Source organism: Meiothermus sp., assembly GCF_025060375.1.
In the GTDB taxonomy this organism is placed as follows: domain Bacteria; phylum Deinococcota; class Deinococci; order Deinococcales; family Thermaceae; genus Meiothermus.
In genome coordinates this window covers 23482-43444 of the sequence record NZ_JANXCG010000039.1, presented here as the reverse complement: position 1 = coordinate 43444, position 19963 = coordinate 23482, and the positions used below count along the sequence as shown (strand labels likewise).

General features: G+C 64.4%; 19 protein-coding genes and 1 pseudogene. 13 read left to right on the top strand and 7 right to left on the bottom strand.

Features of this window, described 5'->3' with window-relative positions; all coding sequences use genetic code 11:
• Together NZ849_RS05260 and NZ849_RS05255 are read right to left on the bottom strand one after the other, a co-directional pair.
• Positions 1–309: pseudogene (locus tag NZ849_RS05260) on the bottom strand (phosphohydrolase); the annotation flags it as partial.
• 406 nt (positions 310–715) lie between these two features.
• Positions 716–1066 carry a hypothetical protein gene (locus NZ849_RS05255; RefSeq protein WP_295405009.1) on the bottom strand — a complete coding sequence of 117 codons (351 nt, stop codon included), beginning with the start codon at positions 1064–1066 and terminating at the stop codon, positions 716–718.
• Positions 1067–1165: 99 nt separating this feature from the next.
• On the opposite strand from NZ849_RS05255, the gene NZ849_RS05250 reads away from it, so the two are divergent.
• The gene (locus NZ849_RS05250; protein WP_295405006.1) at positions 1166–1828 is read left to right on the top strand and encodes a sigma factor-like helix-turn-helix DNA-binding protein; all 663 of its coding nucleotides are present in this window, start codon (positions 1166–1168) and stop codon (positions 1826–1828) included.
• Positions 1829–1849: 21 nt separating this feature from the next.
• Here NZ849_RS05250 and NZ849_RS05245 read toward each other — a convergent pair whose 3' ends face one another.
• Entirely contained in the window at positions 1850–2608 is a 759-nt protein-coding gene (locus tag NZ849_RS05245; RefSeq protein WP_295405004.1) for a DUF4388 domain-containing protein, read from the bottom strand.
• A 114-nt stretch (positions 2609–2722) separates the two neighbouring features.
• Here NZ849_RS05245 and NZ849_RS05240 point away from each other — a divergent pair, with 114 nt between their 5' ends.
• Both NZ849_RS05240 and NZ849_RS05235 read left to right on the top strand, forming a co-directional pair.
• A complete protein-coding gene (locus NZ849_RS05240) occupies positions 2723–3010 on the top strand; it encodes a hypothetical protein (RefSeq protein WP_295405001.1) in 288 nt (95 codons plus the stop codon).
• A gap of 71 nt (positions 3011–3081) precedes the next feature.
• Positions 3082–5427: a G8 domain-containing protein gene (locus tag NZ849_RS05235; protein WP_295405011.1), complete on the top strand. Its 2346-nt coding sequence runs from the start codon at positions 3082–3084 to the stop codon at positions 5425–5427.
• A gap of 44 nt (positions 5428–5471) precedes the next feature.
• On the opposite strand, the gene NZ849_RS05230 is transcribed toward NZ849_RS05235, so the two are convergent.
• Both NZ849_RS05230 and NZ849_RS05225 read right to left on the bottom strand, forming a co-directional pair.
• A complete protein-coding gene (locus NZ849_RS05230; protein ID WP_295404998.1) occupies positions 5472–6632 on the bottom strand; it encodes a branched-chain amino acid ABC transporter substrate-binding protein in 1161 nt (386 codons plus the stop codon).
• Between the two features lie 149 nt (positions 6633–6781).
• Positions 6782–7969, bottom strand: coding sequence for a PQQ-dependent sugar dehydrogenase (locus tag NZ849_RS05225; protein ID WP_295404995.1), 1188 nt, complete (start codon positions 7967–7969; stop codon positions 6782–6784).
• An 87-nt stretch (positions 7970–8056) separates the two neighbouring features.
• On the opposite strand from NZ849_RS05225, the gene NZ849_RS05220 reads away from it, so the two are divergent.
• The 3 genes from NZ849_RS05220 (at position 8057) to rplL (ending at position 10066) form a co-directional block, all read left to right on the top strand.
• A complete protein-coding gene (locus tag NZ849_RS05220) occupies positions 8057–8815 on the top strand; it encodes a hypothetical protein (RefSeq protein ID WP_295404993.1) in 759 nt (252 codons plus the stop codon).
• Between the two features lie 329 nt (positions 8816–9144).
• Positions 9145–9669: a 50S ribosomal protein L10 gene (gene rplJ / locus NZ849_RS05215; protein WP_295404990.1), complete on the top strand. Its 525-nt coding sequence runs from the start codon at positions 9145–9147 to the stop codon at positions 9667–9669.
• A gap of 13 nt (positions 9670–9682) precedes the next feature.
• Positions 9683–10066 carry a 50S ribosomal protein L7/L12 gene (gene rplL, locus NZ849_RS05210; RefSeq protein WP_295404988.1) on the top strand — a complete coding sequence of 128 codons (384 nt, stop codon included), beginning with the start codon at positions 9683–9685 and terminating at the stop codon, positions 10064–10066.
• Positions 10067–10179: 113 nt separating this feature from the next.
• On the opposite strand, the gene ftsH is transcribed toward rplL, so the two are convergent.
• Positions 10180–12045 (bottom strand): ATP-dependent zinc metalloprotease FtsH, encoded by a 1866-nt coding sequence (ftsH, locus tag NZ849_RS05205; RefSeq protein ID WP_295404985.1) that lies wholly within the window; start codon positions 12043–12045, stop codon positions 10180–10182.
• Positions 12046–12213: 168 nt separating this feature from the next.
• Here ftsH and NZ849_RS05200 point away from each other — a divergent pair, with 168 nt between their 5' ends.
• Genes NZ849_RS05200 through dusA form a run of 3 tightly spaced genes read left to right on the top strand, consistent with a single transcriptional unit; the run spans position 12214 to position 15695 of the window.
• Positions 12214–13578, top strand: coding sequence for a tetratricopeptide repeat protein (locus tag NZ849_RS05200; RefSeq protein ID WP_295404982.1), 1365 nt, complete (start codon positions 12214–12216; stop codon positions 13576–13578).
• 50 nt (positions 13579–13628) lie between these two features.
• Complete coding sequence (gene ispH / locus NZ849_RS05195; RefSeq protein ID WP_295404978.1) at positions 13629–14657, top strand: 4-hydroxy-3-methylbut-2-enyl diphosphate reductase; 1029 nt, start codon at positions 13629–13631, stop codon at positions 14655–14657.
• Between the two features lie 9 nt (positions 14658–14666).
• Positions 14667–15695: a tRNA dihydrouridine(20/20a) synthase DusA gene (dusA, locus tag NZ849_RS05190; protein WP_295404974.1), complete on the top strand. Its 1029-nt coding sequence runs from the start codon at positions 14667–14669 to the stop codon at positions 15693–15695.
• Here the strand turns inward: dusA and dprA are convergent.
• Positions 15692–16705: a DNA-processing protein DprA gene (gene dprA / locus NZ849_RS05185; RefSeq protein ID WP_295404970.1), complete on the bottom strand. Its 1014-nt coding sequence runs from the start codon at positions 16703–16705 to the stop codon at positions 15692–15694. The genes dusA and dprA overlap by 4 nt on opposite strands.
• Before the next feature lie 44 nt (positions 16706–16749).
• Here dprA and era point away from each other — a divergent pair, with 44 nt between their 5' ends.
• The 4 genes from era to NZ849_RS05165 all read left to right on the top strand — a co-directional run bounded on the left by era (position 16750) and on the right by NZ849_RS05165 (position 19963).
• On the top strand, positions 16750–17646 hold the full coding sequence (gene era / locus NZ849_RS05180; protein ID WP_295404967.1) for a GTPase Era: 897 nt from the start codon (positions 16750–16752) through the stop codon (positions 17644–17646).
• 17 nt (positions 17647–17663) lie between these two features.
• Positions 17664–17885: a DUF2905 family protein gene (locus NZ849_RS05175; RefSeq protein ID WP_295404962.1), complete on the top strand. Its 222-nt coding sequence runs from the start codon at positions 17664–17666 to the stop codon at positions 17883–17885.
• Positions 17886–18095: 210 nt separating this feature from the next.
• A complete protein-coding gene (locus NZ849_RS05170; protein ID WP_295404958.1) occupies positions 18096–19073 on the top strand; it encodes a deoxyhypusine synthase family protein in 978 nt (325 codons plus the stop codon).
• 74 nt (positions 19074–19147) lie between these two features.
• The gene (locus tag NZ849_RS05165) at positions 19148–19963 is read left to right on the top strand and encodes an IclR family transcriptional regulator (RefSeq protein WP_295404955.1); all 816 of its coding nucleotides are present in this window, start codon (positions 19148–19150) and stop codon (positions 19961–19963) included.

Here is a 19963-nt window from a genome sequence, read left to right as displayed (position 1 = left end):
TTTCCCCAGGTCTTTGTTGAAGGAAAAGGAGAAGACCAGCGCCGCCGCGAGCCATGCCGGAAAAATTGTCGCCGAGGCCAGGGCGACGATGAAGACATGCGACATTGAAGCTTTGAAGGGAAGGTTTACGGCGGTTCTTCTGGCCAAGAAGACCAAAGCTCCCCAGAAAACCAGATCCAGCGCATTGAAGCGGTGGCTGTTGGGGCTGGGGAGCTGGGCGAGCACAAAGAGCAGGCCCACCAACCCCAGGAACAGGCCGAGGATAAACACCAGGACTTGGGCGGGTGGAAGCACAGGGCGGCGGGCCACACCTCGAGTCTACAGCCCGCAACAAAGGAGGCGGGTGGAATTCGCACACCCGCGCCTGTTGAATCGTTACTTTTTTACTGCCAGTTCAGATCTGCACCAGCGGCCATGGCCAGGGCGACAAGGGAGGCGACCAGGGTCAGGATCTTAAAAGCGAGCTTCTTCATAGTTTTTCCCTCCTGGACGGTGTGGAAGCGCTTTTTGCTCTGCCTTCCAACCTTGGGCAAGACAATAAAGTAAGACCCCCCGTTGAGTCAAGCCACACGGGTTCTTAGCCACACCAGGTTTAAAATGTAGCAAAAATACAATTTGCCCGATTCTGCGCCTGCCCAGGGGCAGGACAGCCCTAGCCTAGAGGAGCGCCGAGGGGAAGGCGGTGATATTTGAACAGGGGGAAGGGGGTGGGGCGTTACGCAGTGGATTGGGGTAGGGGTACCCAGTAGGTGGTGCCCTCCAGGGTTAGCTCGAGCCCGCAGCCTTCCTCCAGGGGGAGCTGGAAGGGGAGGTTGGGGGTTATTTCCTTCTGGAGCTGGCTTCCATCGGGTTTTTTGAGGGTGATGAGGACCGGTTCCCCCAGCCCTGGAGCGCCTTCTGGCCTCAAGAGGTGGCCCACTAAAACCCGCTGGGTGCCCTCGAGCCGGAGGCCCAGGTCTAGATAGCAGTCCGCTACCTGGTAGAGCCGGTTCCACTCCGAAGGGGTGGCAGGACGTTTGCCCTGCGGTATCTTTTCTGAGCTTAGGATGAGGACGGCTTGCTTCATGGCACCCCGGCTTTTCAAAACACCCAAAGAAGATTGTACCGGAATTCCACTGGGCCGGCTTGCCGTCGTTCAGAGCCGCATTATAAGCTGAAAGACGGAGTGTCCAAAGCCAGCATGCCAAAGGGGACGCCAGGGCAGTACTTCTTGAAGAGGGGAGTGGCGCCGGATGTTCTAACTGAACGCCTCGAGCTGCTTTTGCCGCTGGAGCGAGAGGTTCTGCTGGGCCGGGCCCTTGGGGAGCCCCTCCGTCAGATCGGCAGGCGGTACAATCTGACCGCTGAGGGGGTGCGTCAGGTGGAACGGAGGGCCCTGGGGAAGCTACGGGCTGGGGTTCTTCGCGATGAGGCTGAGGGAGAGCGATTTCGTCAGGCGGTGGAGCAGAGGTTGGGGGTGCCTCTGGAGCGGGCGTTGCACCGGCTACCCAGGCTGCAAGCCCGGCTGGTGCTGGCCCATGCCCGGGGCGAACCGGTGCTCCCGCTGGCCTCTGGGTTGGGGTTGAGCCTTTGCGAGGCCCTAGCGCTGCGGGACCAGGGGATTGCCCGCCTTTTGGGGGAGGAGCGGGGTTCACGGGCGGGGCGCTGGGCTGAGCTCAAGGCTGCGGTGGTCTCCGCTTTGGCACAGGGGCCGCTGACCTATGGGGAGCTGGAGCGGCTTTTCCCCATGTCCCGCCGCCGGCTTGCCCGGCTGATGCAGGAGCTGGTGGCGGAGGGGCGGGCCGAAGTTGGCGATGATTACCCCTTCCGATTTATGCTCCCGCCTTAGGGGACCCTGCCGCAGCGGGAGCTATAGGGAGGGCCAGACCAGCACCTCTTGGCCCACCCGCAGGTTGTAGAAGAACAGAGCGTCGGAAGAGAGCAGGAGCCGAGGTCCCAGATTTCCCCTAGGCTCCACTGAAAGCCGCAGGGTACGACCATCGGCCCGGACCTCAACCTCGCTAAAAGGGCCGTAGTGGTCCCGCCAGGCCCGCAGGAGCTGGGTGTCCAGGCGGGCGTGGAGGGAGCCCTCCAGCCGGTCTATGGTGAGGCGTGCCGGGTGGGGAGTACGGCGGGTGATGCGCACCAGCCCCAACCGGGCCAGCCGGGCAACGGCCCGCTGAACCGATTCGCCCCTCGCTCCGCTTCTAGCCACAAGCTCAAAGAGGCTTACAGGGGTGCTCAGGTGGGGCAGCAGCTCGAGCTCCTCGGGAGAGAGGGCGAGGTGGGCCGACCCTTCAGCACGGGCAAGCCCCACCAGGTCAAAGGGGCTTAGGCTGGGCCAGGTATCCATAGAGCGGATGGCCTCGAGCAGGTAGTGGTCCAAGGGACCCTCCAGGCTCGTGCAGGGGGGCCGCTCACCAGGCAGGTAGCGGAACTTCCCCTCCTTTAGGGCGAGGATTTGGAACAGCCCCTCGCGCCCAACCTGGCCGCGGTACTGGGCGTGTACGGGCTGGCCCCGCTCGAGGTAGACCTCACCCCCCGGAACCCTAAACACCCCTGTCTGCCGGGCCTGGGCCAGCAACTGGAGAATTTCTATCGGCCCCAACAGCTCGAAGGTGCCCTCCATGCCTACAGGATAGCCTCTTGTCCGTTGGCCTTTTGAAGCTCAGCAGGGGGTAGACCTTTTGGTGAAACGTGGGTGCTTTTCGGATAACGGATTGAGGGGGCTTAGACTGTGGCTGTGAGAATTGCTCAGCGTTGGGGTCGGGCGGCCTGTTTTGTTTGGTGGCTCGAGCGCCTCCCCTTGGCGTTGGCCCTGCACCTTAGGCCCCCGCCACGGCCTGCCCAGGTGCGCTTTGGCGAGAGGCTGAGGGCGCCGTTGCGGTTGGACATCCCCTATTACCCGGCCAGGGCTGAACAGGGCTACGTCTTCATCCCCATGGACGGCTACTTCGATCAGGCCGAAGAGGTTCTCAGGAGCTGCGGACACCTGCGTTTCGAAGGGCGTGAATCCGGGTTTAACCCTTGAGAGGGGGGGCTTGGCTTGCTAGGTTTGTTCTGGATAGACCGACCATGCGCCTCCTATGGGCAACTTTGCCTGTGCTCCTGGCAGCCTGTCAGGTGACCCCGGGGCTGCCTCCTAACACCGGCTACTGGTCCGATGCCCGCTTCTGGGCTGGTTTGGGCCTGAGCAAGCCCCAGGAGGGCCAGGATGTGACCATCCCGGCAGGCGTCCGGGTGATCCTGGACGAAAGCCCGCCTCCGCTTGGGGGGATTACCGTGCTGGGCGAGCTAGAGTTCGCCCGAAAAAACCTCAACCTCACGGTGCGCTACCTGATGGTGCATGGTCCTGGGGTCCTGCGGATTGGTTCCGAAGAGGCTCCCTTTAGCCATCGTGCGGTCATCACCCTGAGCGGCCCGCCCAGCGACGAGGACGTGATGTTGGGAATGGGCACCAAGTTCCTGGGGGCCATGATGGGGGGACGGTTGGAAATTATCGGCGAAAACCGGGTGGCCTGGACAAAACTGGCCGAGACCGCGCCCGCCGGAAGCACACAGATCCGGCTGGTGGAGCCGGTGGACTGGCGGGTGGGGGAGGAGATCGTGATTGCCTCCACCGCGCTTGACCCCTACCAGGCTGAGGTGCGCACCATCCGGGCGGTTCAGGGCACCCAGATCACCTTGGATAGGCCGCTGACCTATGGGCACTTTGGCGAGCTCCAGACCTTTGCTGGCCGGGTGTTGGACGAGCGGGCTGAGGTAGGCCTGCTCTCCCGCAACATCGTGATTCAAGGGGACGAGAACCCCCCTGGGGGCTTCGGCGGTCACGTAATGGTGATGGGGGCCAGCCCCTCCCGCCGAGAGACCAACCCTGCCCTGCGCAGCCGCGCCCGGGTACGGGGGGTGGAGTTTCGCCGGCTGGGCCAGTTTGGTCGCCTGGCTCGCTACCCCTTCCACTGGCACTACAACGGCGACTCGAGCGGGGACTATCTGGAGAACTCCAGCTTTCACAGCAACTTCCAGCGGGGTATTGTGGTGCACAGCACCGACAACGTCCTCGTCAGGAACAACGTGCTTTACAATACCCTGGGCCACAGCATCATGACCGAGGACGGCAGCGAGCAGGGTAACCGCTTTGAGCGCAACCTGGTGGTGCTGACCCGGGCCTTTCCCTACCTTTCCAGCCACCTCCAAGAGCAGAACGACCATAAGGCCGCCTCTTTCTGGATTAAGGGGCCCAGCAATGCCTTTGTGGGCAACGCGGCAGCGGGGGGCGAGTTTACCGCCTTCTGGTTTGACAACGTGGGGGAAGTGGACGCCGGCCGCTTTGAGTTCCGCGACAACGTGATCCACTCCTACCTGTTGGGCAAGGCCATCGGGGCTCCAGGCAACGTGGGCGATCTGGGGGCCTTGTGGATTACCGGGGACCGCGCTGCACCCAGAGTCCATGGGCCTTTCCTGTTCGAGCGCCTAACCATCTACAAGACCCGCTCGGCCCTTTGGGCCAATCCAGTGGGCGACCCGGCGGGGGAGGTGCGGATGGAGGTGCGCAACTCTGTTCTGGCCGACAACGGGGTGGCCATCGGTAGCCACGGCATTCGTGATTCCCTCATCGTGGGGAAAAGCGCCAACCTGGATGCCGAGGGGGAAATCGGTCGCCTGGGGGTACAGGAGTACGGAGGTACCACCACCCTAAAGAACGTCACCTTTGTCAACTTCGGCCCGGGCACCAGCGCCATCGCCACCCGCAATTGCTTCCGCGAGGGGCCCAACATGGTGGTGGAAAACCTGCGCTGGGTCGAGGCCCAGTTCAGTCTATGCAGCGGGAGCAGCGACTTGGCTATCTTTGACCAGGACGGTAGCTTGAGCGGGAGTGGAAGGGCGAGCGTGGTGGTTCCTGCCGCGCCCGGCTCTCGGGCTATGTACACCCAGGAGTGTGAGCTCAACGCGGCGGCCAACGCCCGTATCTGTCCCATGCAGGAGTACTTCAATCTCCTGCTCGAGACCGATCGCTTCTTTCGTAGCTACGTGCCAGACGCCCCCAGCCTTCTTCGGGACGACGGGGTGGTGCAAAGCAGCAGCGACGTGGTCAACCCTCCCTTCTACTGGACGCTCATAGAGGGTCGGCGCTATACCCTTCAGACCGACCTGGTTGCCTGGCAGTATGTGCGCCTACGGCTGTACCCCAAGTACAGGAATTACGACGGCCCTCCTCGGGCTGCGGTGGTGGTTCTGCCCAGCAGTACCCCGGCTTTTTCCGTGTATCGCTGTGCCCTGGAGCTTCAGCAGCCTGGCGCTCAGTGTGCGGGGAAAACCCGACTGGACCCTTTGGAGAGCCTTGCCGAGCTAGAGGGCGCGCGCCAGGTTGCGTACCATTACGACGCTTCTGCTGGGCGCATCTACCTCAAGCTCTTTACCCACACCTCCCTGCTGGTACAGCGATAAAAAGCCCCCCAGAAGGGGGGCGAAGGGCAGACGCGAGGGTTTGCTTACTGGCGGGCTGCGGGTGGGGCGAACTGGATAACCCGCGCAACTTCGCCGGGGTACTTGGCCTCGTTGAGGCGGATCACGTAGTAGTCGGCGAGCTTGCGGTCGCCCTTGCTGTCAAACTCAATCCGACCAGTCAGGCCGTCCATCTTGACCTCGCGCACCGCACGGGCCACCTGCTCGCGGGTGGGCTTGCGGCCGTTGTTGGCCTTGATGGCTGCCTCGATGGCGTTGATGATCACGTTGGCCGCGTCGAAGGCGTAGACCGCGTAGGCTTCAGGGTCTTTGCCAAACTTGGCCTTGTAGCGTCTGGCAAACTCGGCGGCCTTGGGCAGGGTGCTGATGGGGCCGGCGGTGGTGGTGTAGATAATCCCCTTAGCCGCGCTGCCCGCAATCCTCACCAGGTCGGAGGAGTCCAGGCCATCGCCGCCCATGAAGGTAGCGGTGATGCCCCGCTCCCGCATCTGCTTGATCAGAACACCCCCTTTGTCGTAGATGCCGCCATAGTAGACCAGGTCGGGGCGCTGGGCCCGCATCTGGAGGATGAGGGGCTGGAAGTTGGAGGCTTCCTCGGTGCCCACCAGGGCAACCACCTGGGCTCCCAACTCCCGGGCCCGGGCAGCAAAAGCCTCGGCCAGGCCCTGGCCGTAGGGGGTTTTGTCGTGAATCACGAAGAGCCGCTGCTTGCGCAACACCCGCACCGCGTACTCAGCGCCTACCGGGCCCTGCACATCGTCGCGACCGCAGATGCGGTTTACGTTCAGGTAGCCGCGGTCGGTGACGCGGGGGTTGGTGTTGGCTGGGGAGACCATCACCAGGTTGGTGTCCTTGTAAATCTCGGAGGCCGGGATGGCCACGCCGGAGTTCAGGTGCCCCACGATGCCCAGCAGGTCAGGGTCGTTGACGATGCGCCGGGCTACCGCTACCCCTACGTCGGGAGAGGCCTGGTCATCCTGGGGGGCAAACTGGAGCTGGAAGCCGAGCTGCTGGAAGCGGGCTTGGGCGTCCTCAATGGCCATCTGGGCCCCTTGGGCAATGGCGGTTCCCAAGGCCGACTGGGGTCCCGACAGGGGGGAAACCGAGGCGATCTTAATCACGTTTGACTGGGCGCTGGCCATGCCCAAGGCCAAAGCCCCCAGCGCAAGGATCGCGATTTTCCTCATACCGATTCCTCCTGAAAAGATTTTCCTTAGCCAAGTACGGCTGGCCTATTCTACCCAACCTACACCAAGGGGTGTCAATCCTGGAGGTGTAGGTTGGTTTGCTCCAGCCAATACTGAGGGTACACTATTTTCCCGGGGCTGCAAGAACCTTAGGGTTGATCCTCCATCCGCCAAACCTTTCCGCTAAGGAGGTTTACCAGGTACAGCTCACCCTGCTCGTCCTCACCGAAAGAAGCCAGGCCAGTTCCCAATTGGGAAAGCTCGAGCTTGCGCTGCCAGGTGCCGTTTACCTGACGCAGACTCCAGAGGCGGCCGGTGCCAAAGTCGGTGAAGAAGTAGCGGCCCTGCATCCGGGGGAAGCGCCTGCCGCGGTAGACGTACCCTCCGGTGACGGAGTAGCCGTCGCCTCGGCCGTAGGCGTGGACGGGTGGGGTCAGGCTGGGGTGGTTGCAGCCAGGTGGGAGGCTGTTGTCGTTGCATCGGGTGCCCTCCATGATTCTCCAGCCGTAGTTGAGCCCTTTTCCGCCCTTGGGGCCCAAGCTGATCTCCTCCATTGCCCCTTCTCCCACATCCCCTATCCAGAGATCGCCCGTGGCTCGGTCAAAGCTGGCTCGCCAGGGATTCCTCAGTCCGTAGGCCCAGATTTCCGAGACCTGCCCACCCAGGACAGGGTTGTCGGGGGGGATTCGGTAGTTGCGCCCAGAATCGGAAGTGTTCACGTCTATGCGCACTACCTTTCCAAGCAGGTGGCGGTTGCCGGTTTGGGCCTCCAGGCGCTGGGCGTAGTTCTGGGGGTCGCCTCCTGAACCCCCATCGCCTAGGGGGATGTAGAGCATCCCGTCGGGGCCGAAGCCCAGCCAGCCTGCGTTGTGGTTGGCATAGGGCTGGTCTACGGTGAGCACCACCCGCTCGCTGTTCGGGTCGGCCACCTTGGTGCTCCGGTTCATGGTGTAGCGGGCAATTACGGTGTCGCCCGCGGTGTTGGTGTAGTTCACGTAAAAATAGCCGTTGTTGCGGAAGCCGGGGTGGAAGGCCAGGCCCAAAAGGCCCTGTTCGCCCCCTGTGGAGATTTTTCCGGAGATGTCCAGAACCGCTTGGGAGCGGAGGCTGCCTCCTTGGATGAGCCGGATGCGCCCCCCTTTTTCGACCACGTAAAGGTCGCCGCTACCGTCGCCGGCGTGGGTCAGGTAGAGGGGCTGGCTCAGCCCGGAGGCCACCTCGATCAGGCGGAGGTTGGGCTCTCCGGTGGGCGTGGGTGGGGTAGGCTCGGGGAGGGATGGGCTGGCCTCTTGGCAACCGGCCAGGGCAATCAACAAAAGGGGGGTGATGTACCGCATAGGGTCTCCTACACCAGAAACCCTACGGGCTTCAGCTGAGCCTCTTCTGAGTTAAGCTTCAAAGCGGCTAAAGCTTAGAATCGGGCTGTGCTGGCCCTACCTCACCCGCATGTTCCCCTGCAGGCGTCTGGAGGGGCTGCGCTACGGGCCCGGGCTTTACAGGCCTACCTGCTCGAGCTGCGGGCTGTGCTACAGCCTTACGCTCCCATCCCTCCGGTTCACCTGCTGGTTTTGGATGAGACGGACTGGAAAGCCCGCACCCGCCATCCCTATGGCTTTCCTTTTCAGCGCACCAGCTTGCGGGAGGGGCTGTATGTCTTCGTGCCAGCCCGCTATCCCGAGCGGCTGCTCTGGCGGTTGCGCGAGGCTTTGGTCCCTGCGGCCAGGCAGTTGGGCGAGCCCTTGGGCCAGGTGGAGGAGTTCTTGGATATAAACCTGGGGCATGAGTACGCCCACGCGGTGGCCGTGGCCTGGCAGCTGCGGGTGCGGGTGCGGTGGGTGGACGAGTTTTTGGCCAACTACCTCTTCCTGCTGGCCCTGCACCAAGCTCGGCCGGAGCTTTACCCCGAGGCCAAGCGGTGGGGACGCTGGCTGGCCGCTTTAGCCCCGAGCCAGCCCAGCCTGGGTAGCTACGAGGGGAGGGCCAGGACCCTAACCGACCAGCTCTGGTTTCAAGGGCGCTTTACCACCGAGGCCGCGGAGCTGGTGGAGGCCCGGGGTGACGGGTTGTTGAGGGGTTTGCTGGCGGCGGCCCCGCTGGGCCGAAGCACGGTTCACAAGCTTTTGGTGAGCCTCGAGCCCTCGCTGCGGGAGTGGTTCGCCGGTTTTGCCCCCAGAAGGCGGTGAGGGGCGGTGTGCTCCGAGCGCCTGCTGGTCTTGGGATGCTGACGGGCGCAAGCCTGCGAGGCTGGCCCGGTGCGACCTCCGGCAGCAGTCGCCCTCAGCCGGCCAGGTGGGCTGCTTGAGCGATTGTTTGGGTGGGCGGCTTGCGGAATGGGGCTTCGCCCCTTATAATCCTAGCTTGGCACTCGTTTGAGTGGCCGGAGACAGCGACGGGCTATGGCCTTAAAAATGTCGCCGAGGCGCTAGTAGGGAAGCGTTTTTCGCAACACAGGCTTCGGATCTCCCTAAATCCGAACGGTTCTAGCTGCGTTTGCGGCACGAGAGGAGGGACTTTGCCGAGTAAGCGCAACGTAGAGAACCTCGAGGCACTCACAGGGGTCCTCAGGGCTGCCCAAGGCTCGTTCTTCCTGGTGAACTACCAGGGGCTGGCGGCGGGACCCACGGCCAAGCTTCGCAAGGCGGTGCGGGAGAAGGGTGGGGAGCTCATAGTGGCTAAAAACACCCTGATTCGCAAGGCCATGGGCGACCTGGGGCTGCCCCCCATCGAGGGGCTCAGCGGCCCTTCGGCGGTGGTGGTTTTTAGCGACCCGGCCGCGGTGGCCAAAACCCTAAAGGAGTTTGCCAAGACGAACGACAAAGGCATCCCGGCCTTCAAGGCGGGGATGCTCGCGGGTCAGGTGTTGGACGCCAAGCAGGTGGAGGCCCTGGCTGACCTGCCCAGCCAAAAGGAGCTGCAGGCCGAGCTGGTGGGGGTGCTTTCGGCTACACTCTCCAACCTGGTGGGCGTGCTGGGAGCCAAGGCACAGGAGCTGGTGGGCATCCTAGAAGCCCGGGTGCAGAAGCTAGAAGCGGCTTGAAGGAGGTACAGAGATGGCTTTGGACATTGCTGCGATCAAGGCCCAACTTTCCAACGCGACGGTTCTGGAACTCAAGCAACTCATTGATGAGCTCAAAGAGGAGTGGGGCGTAACCGCGGCTGCTCCTGTGGCTGTGGCAGTCCCGGGAGCTGCTGCAGGCGGGGCTGCGGCCCCGGCGGCCGAGGAGAAGACGGAGTTTGACGTGGTCCTCAAAGAGGCCGGTGCCAACAAGCTCAACGTCATCAAGGAGCTGCGGGCCATCACCGGCCTAGGCCTGAAGGAGGCCAAGGACCTGGCTGAGCAGGGCGGTGTGGTGAAGGAAGGCGTCTCCAAAGAGGAAGCTGAGAAGATCAAAAAGCAGCTCGAGGGCGCCGGCGCCAAGGTGGAGCTCAAGTAACCGTGTTGGCTGGAGCCCCCGGCGAGCGCCGGGGGCTTGCCTTTTGTCCTGTTTTGACAGGAAGTTGATGCCTGGGATGGGATTGCCGTTTTCCCAGGGTAGGGTGGGGTAGGCTAGCCCTCGGGCTGAAGGGTGGTGGGGGCTATGGCCTCGGGGGCCCGCGTCTGAGCCAGGATTTCCCGCACCCGCTCGCCTTGCACCACCTCCCGCTCCAGCAGCTCGGCGGCCAGCTTGTGCACCGCTTCGGCGTGGGCGGCTAGAACCTCCTTGGCCCGCTCATAGGCCCGGTCCAGTATGGCCCGGATGTCGGCATCGATGAGGCGGCTGGTCTCTTCGGAGTGGTCCTGCTTTTTGGCGATCTCCTCGCCTAGGAAAATGGGCCCTGTGTTGGAACCCCAGGCCACGTTTTTGAAGTGGTCGCCCATACCCCAGTCCAAAACCATCTGCTTGGCCAAGGCAGTGGCTTGTTTGAAGTCGCCTGCGGCACCGGTGGTGATGGTTCCCACGAAAAGCTCCTCGGCGGCCCGGCCTGCTAGGGTCATGGCCAGGCTGTCCTCGAGGTGCTCCTTGCTCATCAGGATGCGCTCTTCAGGCCTGCTCCAGCGTACCCCTAGGGCCATCCCGCGGGGCACGATGGAGACCTTCTCGGTTTTGTCGGCGTAGGGCAGCACCTCACCAACGATGGCGTGCCCTGCCTCGTGGTAGGCTACCGCCCGCTTCTCTTGCTCGCTGAGCTTTAGGGTGCCCCGCTCGAGGCCCAGCATGATCTTGTCCAGGGCAGCCTGGAAGTGGGCCTGGGTAATCTCGTTGGCGTTCTCACGGGCAGCCTGCAACGCAGCCTCGTTGACCAGGTTTTTGAGGTCGGCCCCGCTGAATTGAGGGGTCAGGCGGGCCAAGGTTTCCACATCCACGTCCGGGGCGAATTTTTTGCCCCGCATGTGTACCTGCAGTATTTCCTTCCGCTCCTCCAGCGTAGGCAGGCCAATCACCACCTGCCGGTCAAAGCGGCCCGGGCGCAGCAGCGCTGGGTCCAGGATGTCGGGGCGGTTGGTTGCGGCCAACACGATCACACTGCTGTCCTTTTCGAAGCCGTCCATCTCGGAGAGGATTTGGTTCAGGGTCTGCTCCCGCTCGTCGTGGCCCCCGCCGATGCCGGCCCCCCGCTTGCGCCCGATTGAGTCGAGCTCGTCAATGAAGATGATCGCCGGGGCGTTGCGCCGGGCTTCCTCGAAGAGGGTGCGGACCCGGCTGGCCCCCACCCCCACGAACATCTCCATAAACTCCGAGGCCGAGACCGAGAAAAAGGGCACGCCGGCCTCCCCGGCTACCGCCCGGGTCAGGAGGGTCTTTCCGGTACCGGGCGGCCCCACCAGGAGCACCCCCTTGGGGATTTCCGCGCCGATGGCAATGTACTTTTGCGGGTTTTTCAGGAAGTCCACCACTTCCATCAGCTCCCGCTTGGCCTCGGTGTGCCCGGCCACATCCTTGAAGGTGGTGTTGACCCGTTTCTCCTTTCCGTACAGCCGGGCCCGGCTCTGGCCAAACTGCATGACCTGGCCGGCCCCTCCCTGGGCCCGCATGAAGAAAAACCACCAGAAGCCGATGAGCACCAGGATGGGCACCAGCGTGTAGAGCAGCTGGGGCCAGATGCTTGGGGGGCGGTTCTCTATGACCACGCCGTGCTGCCGCAGGAGCTGGGTAAATTGAGGGTCGGTGTAGCCTGAGGGGAGCGCGACCACCGTGAAGCGGTCGGTGGTCTCGGTGCTGCTGCCCACGCGGATGCGTTCGGGGGCCTTGAAGAAGCCATTGATGCGGCCCTCCTGGAGGATGACCCGGGCTACCTTGCCCTGCTCCACATAGTTAAGAAAGTCGGTGTAGGTGATGCTGCTGCGGGTGGTGCTGCTGCCGAAGAGGGTAAAGAGCCAGTAGGCCAGGATTACGACAAGGACCAGGCTCCAAGGGTTGATGCGTGTAGGCAAAACCAGACCTCCGTTACCCTAAAATGGGGCGTCAAGTTGCCTTGCGCCCAGACCTGCAGTATATGGTACCCAATTTGCCCCCGGGGAATGGGTGCTAGGGGGGGGTTGGTGGGAAAGTGCCCTAGCTCACCCCCAGGTGCCCCGGGCCTTCCCCCTTATCATGGGGTGATGCGGGTGGTTTTAGAGGCCCTTCACCAGGGAGACTACGATACCGCCTTTGACGTGCTGGTGCGCACCTTGGCGCTGGCGCAGGGCGAGGAGGCCGCGGAGGTGGCGATGCTTCTGGCCGAGGCCTACTCGCTGTACGGGGAAGGCGGGATTGAGGGGGTTAACCGGGCCCTGGAGGAGGGTTTGGAAAGCTCGCCGGGCCTCGAGGCCCACCCTCGCTATCGCTCGCTTCTGGGGGAGGTCCGGGCCCTGGAGGGGGCCTCCGAGGAGGACGTGCGGCGCCTTCTGCCCGAAACCGACGACCCGCAGGCGCTCTACCATCAGGCCCAGGCCCTGATGTACCTGGGCTTGGCAGAGGAGGCCTTGGGAATACTGGAGCGGCCCCTCGAGCTGCCCGCGTTTCTCCGGTGGCGGGCCCACACCCTAAGAGGAAAGGCCTATGAGCGGTTGGGTAAGGCGGCTGAGGCCGCTTGGGCCTACAAGGAGGCGGCGCGCCTGGCAGTGGGGATGGAGCGCTACTGGAACCTGATTGATGCCGCGGCCATGTTTGTGGAGGCCGGAATGGGGCAGGAGGCTCTGGAGACCCTGCACGAGGCCGCCTCCGAGATCCTCGAGATGGAGGACCCTGAGGATGCCGCCACCCGCTTCTACCTCGAGGCCCGCAGCCACCTTTTGCTGGGCAACCCGGGGCTGGCCCTGGAGGCCATCCAGCGGGCTTTGGAGCGGGAGCGGCAGGGGGCTGAGCCCGCCTACGGGACGCCTTTGGTTCACGGCCAGACCCTGATGCAGCTGGGTCAGCCTGCGGAGGCGGTGGAGGCTTTTCGCGAGGCGGTGCGCCGCGCTGAGCCCTCTGAGCGAAGCTATGCGTTGCACGAGCTGGCGGTGGCCTATCTGGAGGCGGGCAAGCTGGCCGATGCCGAGGCCACCCTACGGGAGGTGCTGCGCGACCCGGAATACGGCTACCAAGGAGAGGCCTACGGCGACCTGGCGGAGACCCTCTACCGCCAGGGGCGCTATGAGGAGGCAGAACAGGCGGCTCGTCAGGCCATCCTGCTGGGCAATGCGGGGGCGGGGTACCTCATCTTGGGCAACCTGGCCTACGATCTGATGCACTACGAGGAAGCCCTCGAGCACTACACCAAGGCTTGCGAGGAGGCCCCTGAGGGCAGCCGGGACTGGATTACCGCTCAGCAAATGGTGGTGGACACCCTGGCCCAGCTCGGCTTCCGCCGTCCCGAAGAGATCGTTTCCCGCAGTGAGGCGGTGTTGCCGTACATCCACCCTTCCGACGAGTGGCACCAAACCCTCAGCAGTTACGCCGAGCGGGCTCGGAACCTGATGGGCGGCAGCCGAACGCTGAACTGAGCGGTGGTGGCTTACAGAGGGACCCCTTGGTCTGTGCTATGGTGCCCGTTATGGTCGAGCGTGTCTACCTGGCTAAGCCCCGGGGCTTTTGCGCCGGTGTGGTGATGGCGATTGAGGCGGTGGAGCGGGCGGCGCAGGCCTTGCAGGAGGAAGGGGAGCTGCTGGTCTACCACGCCATCGTGCACAACGAGGTGGTGACCCAGCGCTTGCGGGAGCGTTACGGCGTGCACTTCGTGGAGGACCTGGCTGAGATAGACCGCCTGCGCGAGGAAAGGGCCAAGGAGGGCAGGAAGCTTGCCAACACGGTGGTCTTCTCGGCTCACGGCATACCCCCCTGGTTGCGGCGCGAGGCGGCTGAACGCGGCCTGTACCAGATCGACGCCACCTGCCCGCTGGTCACCAAGGTACACAACGAGGCCAAGCGCTACGCCCGCGAGGGGTACTGGATTCTCCTCATCGGCGATTCCGCAGACCACCAGGAGATCAAGGGGACCCGCGGGGAGGCCCCGGAGCGCACCATTCTGGTGGCGGTGCACACCCACGTGGGGCGCGATCCCCGCCTGGCCGACCCCCATACCGTGGAGGTGCCCGACCCCGATCGGGTGGTGGTGCTGACCCAGACCACGCTTTCGGTGGACGATACCCTGGCCACCATAGATATCCTGAAGCGGCGCTTCCCCAAGCTGGTGGTCCCGAGCCGCAGCGACCTCTGCTACGCTACCAAAAACCGCCAGGACGCCGTGCGGCGTATCGCTCCGCATGTGGACTTCTTCCTGGTGCTCACGAGCCTGGCTTCTTCTAACGGAATGCGCCTTTTGGAGCTGGCGCGGGCTCTGGTGGGGCGGGCTGAACGTATAAACACCGTGGAAGATATCCGGCCCGAGTGGTTTCAGGGGGTGCGGTCCGTGGGGGTTACCTCGGCGGCCTCCACCCCGGATGACCTGGTGCAGGAGGTGGTGGCCTATTTCCGGCAGGGAAACCCCGGCTTGGAGATCGTGGAGGAGGGGGAGTGGGAGGACATTGAGTTCCGCGAGCCCAGGCGGGTATCTCCGGAGGAGTGGCGGGCCAGCCAGCGTTAGCAGGTCGTTATGGAGGGTGTTGCCCCAAGCCCCTGGCTCCTGTCCGTCGCCCCCATGATGGACTGGACGGATCGGCATTTTCGTTATTTGCTGCGCCTTATCACCCGGCGAACCCGCCTGTATACCGAGATGGTGGTGGATCAGTCTATCCTGCTGGGCCAGCGCTCGAAGCTGCTGGATTTCAACCCCGAAGAGCACCCAGTGGCCTTGCAGCTTGGGGGTTCGGTGCCGGAAAAGCTGGCCGAGGCTGCCAGAATTGGGGAAGAGTGGGGCTACGACGAAATTAACCTGAACCTGGGCTGCCCCTCGGAGCGGGTGCAGGGGGGTGGCTTTGGGGCCTGCCTGATGCGCTCGCCCGATCTCGTGGCCGAATGCATGGCGGCGATGCGCCAGGCGGTACAGGTGCCCGTCACAGCCAAGCACCGCTTGGGGGTGGACGAGCTGGAGGACTACCGATACGTGGCGCGTTTCATCGAGAAGCTGGCGGGGGTGGGCGTCGAGGTCTTCATCATCCATGCCCGCAAGGCCTACCTGCAGGGGCTCTCGCCTGCTGAGAACCGCACTGTGCCCCCCCTGCGCTACGACTGGGTCTACCGGCTCAAGCGGGACTTCCCCCAACTGACCATCGTGCTCAATGGGGGCGTGCAGAGCCTGGGGGAGGTCGCGGCCCACCTGGCCCATGTGGATGGGGTGATGCTGGGCCGGGCGGTCTATGAAGACCCCTTTGTGCTCGCTGAGGCGGACTGGCAGTTTTTCTCCTCGAGCCGCAGGGTGGACCGGTTCTGGGTGGCCCAGCGGATGGTGGAGTACGCCCGGGGTCAGCTCGAGCAGGGCCTGCCCCTTTGGGCGGTTGCCCGGCACATGCTGAACCTCTTCAAAGGGCAGCCTGGTGGCAGGCTTTGGCGTAGGTTGCTCTCCGAAAAGGCCCCTCGGCGGGGGGCGGGGGTGGAGGTGCTGGAGGAGGGACTGGAGCGGGTGCGGGCCGTGGCCGATCGGCGGAGTCCCTCCCCTAAAGAGCCCTCCTGGGGGAGGTTCTAGACTGGCCGGTAGCGCCCCCCGCTGGCCTGGACCAGGCCCTTTACCTCCAGTAGGGTGAGCAGGGAGAGGACCTCGCTTGGGGGTAGGTCGGTGGCCTGGGCCAGGTCGTCGGGCAGGGCTTCGGAGAGCTCGAGCAAAGCCCGGTAGACCTGGGCCTCAGGCCCTTGGAGAACGGGCTGCTCCGCTGCCGGGGCCCTTAGGCCCAGGGCGTTCAGCACGTCTTCAGTGCCCATCACCAGCCCGGCCCCGTCCTGGATTAGTCGGTTGCAGCCCAGCGAGGAGGCGTCGCTGGGGCGGCCTGGCACCGCCAGCACATCCCGGCCGAGCTCCATGGCAAACCGGGCGGTGATGAGGCTGCCGCTTTTCTCCCCGGCCTCCACCACCAGGACCGCATCGGCCAGCGCGGCCACGATGCGGTTGCGCCGGGGAAAAAGGCCAGCCTGGGGGGGTGTTCCCAAAGGGAATTCCGACAGCAGGTGCATCTGCTCGGCTAGGGCGCGGTTTTGAGGGGGGTAGAGCCGGTCCATGCCGCTTCCCAGTACCCCCAGGGTGTAGCCACCCCCCTCCAGTGCCCCCCTGTGTGCGGCGGCATCAACCCCCAGGGCCAACCCCGAGATAACCCCCACCCCTGCCTTGGCCAGCTCCCGGGCCACCCGCTGCGTCCAGGCGACGGCCCAGGGACTGGCTTTGCGGGTTCCCACGATGCCGATGTTCTTGGGGTTTCCAGGGAGCCTCCCTCTCAGGTAGAGCACCGCGGGTGGGTTGTCCAGGTGCCGAAGCCGCTCGGGGTAGGCCTCTTCCCAAAGCCCGATGAGACGCAGCCCCATCCGCTGTGCCCTCTCCCGTTCCCGTTCAGCCCGGCCTTCCCGCAGGGTCTGGCGGTAGGCCCGGCCCACCTCGCTGCCCAGCGTCCTGGCGATGGCCTCTGGGCTCAGGTCGGTCTGCAGGGCTTGGGCCAGGCGCTTCGGTCCGACGCCGGGGGTGAGGGCTAGGGCTAAGGGGTCAGGCATGGCATGCCCTAGGATAGCCGATGGGGTGGGTCTATACTGAAGAAGTGAGGGAAGGAACCACCTACTCCGGTTTTGTGGCCCTGGTGGGCAAGCCCAATGTAGGCAAGTCCACCCTGCTCAATGTGATGCTGGGGGCGAAGGTAGCTCCCATCAGCCCCAAGCCCCAGACCACCCGCAAGCGGGTGCGGGGGGTTTACACTGAGGACAACCGCCAGATTGTGTTCGTGGATACCCCGGGTTGGCACGAGGCCGAGGACGCCCTTGGGGAATACATGGTTCGCCAGATTACCGAGGCCCTGGCCGAAGTCAACGCGGTGGTCTGGGTGGTTGACCTGCGCCACCCTCCTACCCCAGAGGACGAGCGGGTTGCCCGGGCCCTGAGGCCGCTGCGGGACCAGGTGCCCATTTTGCTGGTGGGCAACAAGGTGGATGTGGCCAAGTACCCAGAGGAGGCCATGCGGGCCTATGCGGAGCTTCTGCCAGGCTTGGAGGTCCGCGCGATCTCGGCCCAGGATGAGCGGGATGCCCGGGCCCTGCGCGGCGAGCTGTTGGCCCTCTTGCCCGAAGGGCCCTTTTTCTACCCTGAGAACTACGCCCGGGGGGACCAGAGCGCGGAGGAGTGGGCTGCCGAGATTGTGCGCGAGGAGGCCATGAAGCGCCTCAAGGAAGAGGTTCCCTACGCCATTGCCACCAAAACCGAGGAATTTGAGCTGCGCGAGAACGGGATGTTTTACATCCGGGTGAACATCTATGTGGAGCGGGAGAACCACAAGCCCATCCTGATTGGAGCAGGGGGGCGGATGCTCAGAGAGATTGGGGCGGCGGCCCGCAAGCAACTCGAGATTTTCCTGGGCCGCAAGGTCTACCTGGACCTGCAGGTCAGGGTCTACCCCAACTGGCGCAAGGACCCCGAGGCGCTGAGGGAGCTGGGGTATATATAGGCTATGGGGGGTGGTCTGTGGAAGTGGGGCGGTTGTTGCTGTTGCTGGGGCTGGTGCTGGTGCTCCTGGGCCTTATCTGGTCCTATGCCCCGGGGCTTTTGGGGTGGTTCGGCCGGTTGCCGGGAGACCTCCGCATTGAGCGGGATGGGTTTCGCCTCTACCTCCCCTTTGCCTCCATGCTCCTGCTGAGCCTGGTTTTGAGCCTGCTTTTCAGCCTTATCCAGCGGTTTTTCCGCTAGAGGCGTGGGCTCCGCCAGATGCGGCCCTACGCGGCTCAGGAGGAGGGGTCACCCCTCATTCCCCGGGAAGCCCCAGCCCGTGGGTGTTGAAGGGGCCTGCACGTGGGTTGGGCACGAGCCCGGGTCTTTGGGTCTGCTAGACTTTGGGCGTTTACCCCGGGCCTAGGGAGGGAGCTTTCCCTGGCCGCCCTATGGGTTCGGAGGATACCTATGGCAAACGGTCCTGTCACCCAGTTCCTCAAGCACCACTTCCGCCACTTCAACGCCGCTGCCCTGGTGGAGGCAGCCGAGGCCTATCGGGCCCACCTGGAGGGGGGTGGGGCGATGATGGTCACCCTGGCCGGAGCGATGAGCACCGCCGAGCTGGGCCTGTCGCTGGCCGAGATGATTCGCCAGGACAAGGTCCACGCCATCAGCTGCACCGGGGCCAATCTGGAGGAGGACCTCTTCAACCTGGTGGCCCACCACCACTACGAGCGCATCCCCAACTGGCGGGAGCTGACCGCCCAGGATGAAAAGAGGTTGTTGGACCGCCACCTCAACCGGGTGACCGATACCTGCATCCCCGAGATGGAGGCCATGCGGCGGCTCGAGGCGGCCCTCCTGGAGGAGTGGGTGGCCGCCGACGGGGCAGGCGAGCGCTGTTTTCCCCATGAGTTCGTCTACCGCGTTCTCCGTTCGGGGAGGCTCGAGCCCTACTACCAGATCGACCCTCGGGATAGCTGGGTGGTAGCCGCTGCGGAGAAGAACCTCCCCATCTATGTGCCGGGCTGGGAGGACTCCACCACCGGCAACATGTACGCCGGTCACTGCTTGAGCGGAACCATCCGCAATGTCCACACGGTGCGCACTGGGGTTGAGTACATGATGGAGCTGGCCCGGTGGTACGAGCAGACCAGCAGGGCCCGATCCATTGGCTTTTTTCAGATTGGTGGGGGCATTGCGGGGGATTTTCCTATCTGCGTGGTTCCCATGTTGCACCAGGACATGGGGCGGACCGACATCCCGGTCTGGGGCTACTTCTGCCAGATTTCCGATTCCACCACCAGCTATGGCTCCTACTCGGGTGCGGTGCCCAACGAGAAGATCACGTGGGGCAAGCTGGGGGTGGAGACGCCCAAGTTTATGATAGAGTCCGACGCCTCAATCGTAGCCCCCCTGATTTTCGCCATCGTACTTGGCTGGTAGGCGCCTTGACAGGGCGGGCGGTGGGGTGTAGCCTTACTCTGGTAGGTTCAGTCATCAGCTAGGTGGTTCGGTAAATGAAACCCGCTGAGGCCGTCCCCACCCTAGAGCGTCCCCTTCGCTTGCTGGGTTTTTTCAGCGAAGAGCGCCCCTACTGGGGCCTTTCTGAGCTTGCGAGGGCCAGCGGCTGGTCCAAGGCCACCTGCTTGCGTAGCCTCCGGGCGCTGGAGCGGCACGGGATGCTGGTGCGGGAGGGGGAGCGGTACCGCCTGGGTCCCCGCCTCCTCCACCTGGGCGCTGTGGTCAAGGCGGCCTACCCAGCTCGAGGAGTGGCCCTACCCCTGATGCAGGCCCTGCGCGAGGCGACCGGCCAGTCGGTGCAGTGGGTGGTGCGGGATGGGCTGGAGGGGGTGTACCTGGAGGTCTTGGAGGCCCGGGGGAGGGTCCGGCTCTACATTGCCCCGGGCCGACGGGCCCCCCTGTACGCCGGGGCCTCCACCCGGCTCCTGCTGGCCTTTGCCCCGGAGGAGGTGCAGCGAGCGGTCTTCTCAGCCGAACGCAGGGCCTACACCCCAGCCACCCCGGTGGACCCGGCGCGGCTTCGGGAGCTCTTGGCGCAGACCCGAAAGACCGGTTTTGCGGCCAGTTTTGGCGAGCTCGAGCCCCACTCTGCCGAGCTGGCCGCCCCCATTCGCGGGCCAGAGGGGGAGGTGCTGGCGGCTTTGAGCCTGGCCGGGGCCGAGGCCTTGTACCGGGAGGAGGAGCGGCTCGGGGAGTACCTGCGCGCGCTGAACCAGACGGCCTGGGAGGTGTCGCGGCGGCTCGGTTTTGCCGGTGCATGGCAGGCCGACCCCGAGGGTTTTTTAGCGTTGCTTGCGGCAAAGATGCCGTAG